We start from the raw sequence: 4,334 nt of genomic DNA on the forward strand, positions 1-4,334 counted from the left end.
GCCGCTTCGGCCAGGATCGCTTCCACGCCATCGGGCCGCCGCGCGAATTCGAATGTGGCGGTCACGCTCGCCACGTCTTCTCCGGCACGAACCAGGCCGCTGTCGGCGCGGTCCCCCAGCACCAGGCCCAGCGAATCCAGCAGGATCGATTTGCCCGCACCGGTTTCGCCGGTCAGAACGCCCAAACCGCCCGGAAACACGAGGTCCAGCGCCTCGATCAGGACGACATTGCGGATGGAAAGCCCGGTCAGCATCGCTTTCCTTCCTAGCGGGTTGCACGTCCGGCGTCACCCTCCATTTGTTCCCCTCTTGTTTCACAACCATGACACGGTGTCGCCAGCGCGCAATGTGACGGTGCCATGAGATTCGCAAGACAACGGCAGCATATGAAGGGACTGGGTCATGGACCGCCCAAGCGACCGCAACTTTGCCCCCGTCAGCGAATGGCTCAAGGGCGCGCCCGATTGGCTCGACTTGCCCGAACCGCGCGGCTTTCGCCCCAAGCGGCGGGTACGCACGGTGTGGATTTCCGATCTTCATCTCGGCACGCGCGGCTGCAATGCCGAAATGCTGCTCGATTTCCTCGCCTCGATCGAATGCGAAACGCTCTATCTGGTGGGCGACATCGTCGATGGCTGGCGTCTGTCGCGCGGGTGGTACTGGCCCGATGCGCACAATGAAGTGGTCCGCCGCGTGCTGAAGATGGCGCATCGCGGCACCCGCGTGGTGCTGATCGCCGGCAACCATGACGAGATGCTGCGCCCCTATGCCGGGATGACCTTTGGCGGCGTGGAACTGGCGCTCGACACCATTCACCGCACCGCCGATGGGCGGCGCCTGCTGATCACCCATGGCGACGGCTTCGATGGCGTGGTGCTCTATGCCCGCTGGCTCGCGTTTCTGGGCGATGCCGCCTACGCCGTGCTGCTGCGCGCCAATCGCTGGGTCAACCTGGTGCGGCGCCAGTTCAAGCTGCCCTATTGGTCGCTCTCGGCCTATATGAAAAAGCGCGTGAAGAACGCGGTGCAGTTCATCTGCGACTTTGAAGAAGCCGTGGCCCACGCCGCGCGCGACATGGGCGTGGACGGGGTGGTGTGCGGCCACATCCACTGCGCCGAAATCCGCCAGATCGGCGATGTCACCTATTACAACGATGGCGACTGGGTAGAAAGCTGCACCGCCCTGGTCGAAGATTTCACCGGCGCGGTGAGCATTGTCGACTGGGTGGAGGAACAGCGCAAGCAGGCGCCGTTCACGCCCGCCGCCGTGCCCGGCCTGCCCAGCCCGGCCGAAACGGAAACTGCCTGATGCGCATTGCCCTCGCTACCGATGCCTGGACGCCGCAAGTCAACGGCGTGGTGCGTACGCTGACCACCACGGTTGCGCACCTGCGCGCGCGGGGCCACGTGGTGGAACTGCTCACCCCCCAGCAGTTCCGCACGTGTGCCCTGCCCGGCTATGGCGAGATCCGCCTGGCCATGGCGCCGCGCTTTGGCACGCGGCGCACCTTGCGCGATTTTGCGCCCGATATCGTGCATATCGCCACCGAAGGGCCGATCGGCTGGGCCGCGCGCAGTTGGTGCAAATCGGTGGGCGTGCCGTTTACCAGCGCGTTTCACACGCGATTTCCCGATTACGCCGCGATGCGCACAGGGTTGAGCCCCGATGTGTTCTGGCCGGTGATGCGCCGCTTTCACGCGCAAAGCGCGGCGGTGCTGGTATCTACGCCCAGCCTGGCGCGCGAGCTGGCCGGGCACGGGATCGTGCAGACCCGGCTGTGGTCGCGCGGGATCGATGCCGGGCTGTTCCATCCCGGCCACGCCCCGCTGCCCCAGCTTGCTGGGCTGCCCGGACCGGTGCTGCTCTATGTCGGCCGCGTGGCCGTGGAAAAGAACCTTGGCGCGTTTCTCGATTGCGCGGTGCCCGGCAGCAAGGTGGTGGTAGGCGACGGACCAGACCTGGCCATGCTCAAAAGCCGCTACCCCCAGGCGCATTTCACCGGCGCGCTTTCGGGCGCCGCGCTGGCCCAGGCCTATCGCGCCGCCGATTGCTTCGTCTTTCCCAGCCGTACCGACACGTTTGGCCTGGTGATGATCGAGGCGATGGCCTGCGGCGTGCCAGTGGCCGCCTTCCCGGTGGCCGGCCCGCGCGACGTGATCGGCGTGGATGGCCGCGGCGCGCAGGGCAACCTGCCCCGCCCGGTGGGTGCCTGCCACGAAGACCTCGCCACCGCGATTGCCCTGGCACTGGCCTGCGGCCGGGCCGATGCCGCTGCCTATGGCGCCAGCTATTCCTGGGAAGCGGCCACCGACCAGTTCGAAACCGCGCTAGCCAGCGCCGTGGAGCGGATCGCCTGCGCCGCCTGAGGCACGATCATCACCAAGTGCGACTTGCCCGATGATGCACTGCAACCAATCCCGCGCTGGGGCATTTGCCGGAAAGCTTTCTCCTATCGGAGCTTCCCATGTCGCAGCGCACCCTGATTCAGATGTTCCATTGGTACCTGCCCGAAGGCGCGCTGTGGGACGATACCGCCCGCGCTGCGCCGGGCCTGGCCGAGATGGGCGTGACCGACGTGTGGCTGCCGCCCGCCTACAAGGGCGCCAGCGGCACCAGCTCGGTAGGCTACGATACCTACGACCTGTTCGATCTGGGCGAGTTTGACCAGAAGGGCACCGTGCCCACGAAATACGGCACCCGCGCCGCGCTGGAAGCAGCCTGCGCCGCCCTGCGCGAGCATGGCCTGCGCGTGATCCACGATGTGGTGTTCGATCACAAGATGGGCGCCGACGAGACCGAGCGCGTCAGCGTGCGCCGCACCAATCCCGACGACCGCACGCAGATCGAGGACGAGGCGTTCGACGCCACCACCCACACCCGCTTCACCTTTCCCGGTCGCGCTGGCGCGCACTCGCGCTTTGTTTGGGACCACAAGTGCTTCAGCGGGGTGGACCGCATCGAAGACCCGCAGGAAGACGGCGTGTTTCGCCTGGTCAACCAGTATGGCGATGGCGAATGGAACGAAGAGGTGGACGAGGAACTCGGCAACTTCGATTTCCTGATGGGTGCCGATGTCGAATTCCGCAATCGCGCGGTCTATGAGGAGCTCAAGTTCTGGGGGCGCTGGCTGGCCGAGCAAGTGCCGGTCGATGGTTTCCGCTTGGATGCGGCCAAGCACATTCCCGCCTGGTTCTTCCGCGATTGGGTGGGCCATTGCCGCGAGGCCATCAGCCCCGATCTGTTCGTGGTGGCCGAATACTGGCAACCCGATCTGGCCGCGCTGCACACCTATCTCGATCGCGTCGATCACCAGCTGTCGCTGTTCGATGCCGCGCTCGTCCACCATTTCTCCGACGCATCGCACGCGGGCGCCGATTACGATCTGCGCACGATCTTTGACGGCACGCTGGTGCAAAGCCTGCCCGAACACGCCGTTACCCTGGTTGCCAACCACGATACCCAGCCGCTTCAGGCGCTCGAGGCGCCGGTGGAAGACTGGTTCAAGCCGCTGGCCTATGCCCTGATCCTGCTGCGCGAAGGCGGCGTGCCCTGCCTGTTCCATCCCGATCTATACGGCGCCAGCTATGCCGATACCGGCGGCGACGGGGAGAACTACGACATTACCCTTGCCCCGGTTGCCTGCCTTGCCCGGCTGACCCAGGCGCGCCAGCGCTTTGCCCATGGCGCCCAGACCGATCTGTTCGACAGCCCCACCTGCATCGGCTTCATCCGCCATGGCACGGCCGATGCGCCGGGCTGCGTGGTGATCCTCAGCAATGGCGAGCCCGCCACGCTCACGGCAGAGCTTGGCCCCGATCACGCTGGCGCGACGTTCGTCGATTGGCTGGGTCACGCTCAGGGCGAATGCGTGGCGGATGACCAGGGGGCGCTGGCCGTGCGGTGCGAGGGCGGCAGTGTCAGCGTATGGGTGCGCCAGGACGCTGCCTGAACCAGAACTTTACACGCTATTACAAAGGCTTGCGATCATTACAGAGATTTCATCGCCCGTGGCGTGAACCAACTGCCGCCTCGGTCGTTACCCCTGGCATTATTGCTGGATTGTAACAACGGGAAGGACACAATCATGCGCTCATTCAACCGCAAGCTCGCGCTGGCCCCCGCGATTGTCGCGGCGTTCGGCCTCACCGCGATCGACGCGACGCCGGCGTTTGCCCGCCACCACTATTCGTCGCGGGCGCACTATCGCTGGTGCCGTCACTCCAGCGGCACGACCGGTCTGGTGGCCGGTGGCGCTGGTGGCGCGCTGCTCGGCCATGCCCTGATCGGCGGCCCGGTGGGCATCGTGGCCGGCGCCGTGGGTGGCGCCCTGGGTG

General features: G+C 66.1%; 5 protein-coding genes. 4 read left to right on the forward strand and 1 reads right to left on the reverse strand.

Features of this window, described 5'->3' with window-relative positions; all coding sequences use genetic code 11:
* Positions 1 to 254 (reverse strand): AAA family ATPase (locus H926_RS35020; RefSeq protein WP_237741112.1); only part of this gene is annotated, 254 nt, incomplete at its 3' end.
* Between the two features lie 148 nt (positions 255 to 402).
* Between H926_RS35020 and H926_RS29085 the strand changes: the two genes are divergently transcribed.
* The 4 genes from H926_RS29085 to H926_RS0119525 all read left to right on the forward strand — a co-directional run.
* A complete protein-coding gene (locus H926_RS29085) occupies positions 403 to 1,308 on the forward strand; it encodes a UDP-2,3-diacylglucosamine diphosphatase (RefSeq protein ID WP_022677782.1) in 906 nt (301 codons plus the stop codon).
* A complete protein-coding gene (locus H926_RS0119515; protein ID WP_022677783.1) occupies positions 1,308 to 2,366 on the forward strand; it encodes a glycosyltransferase family 1 protein in 1,059 nt (352 codons plus the stop codon). Before H926_RS29085 ends, H926_RS0119515 begins: the two co-directional genes overlap by 1 nt.
* A gap of 98 nt (positions 2,367 to 2,464) precedes the next feature.
* Positions 2,465 to 3,949, forward strand: a complete 1,485-nt coding sequence (gene amyA / locus H926_RS0119520; RefSeq protein ID WP_022677784.1) for an alpha-amylase — start codon at positions 2,465 to 2,467, stop codon at positions 3,947 to 3,949.
* A 135-nt stretch (positions 3,950 to 4,084) separates the two neighbouring features.
* On the forward strand, positions 4,085 to 4,334 hold a 250-nt coding region (locus H926_RS0119525; RefSeq protein ID WP_022677785.1), incomplete at its 3' end, for a hypothetical protein.

The organism is Novosphingobium sp. B-7 (assembly GCF_000410615.1).
Classification (GTDB): Bacteria; Pseudomonadota; Alphaproteobacteria; order Sphingomonadales; family Sphingomonadaceae; genus Novosphingobium; species Novosphingobium capsulatum.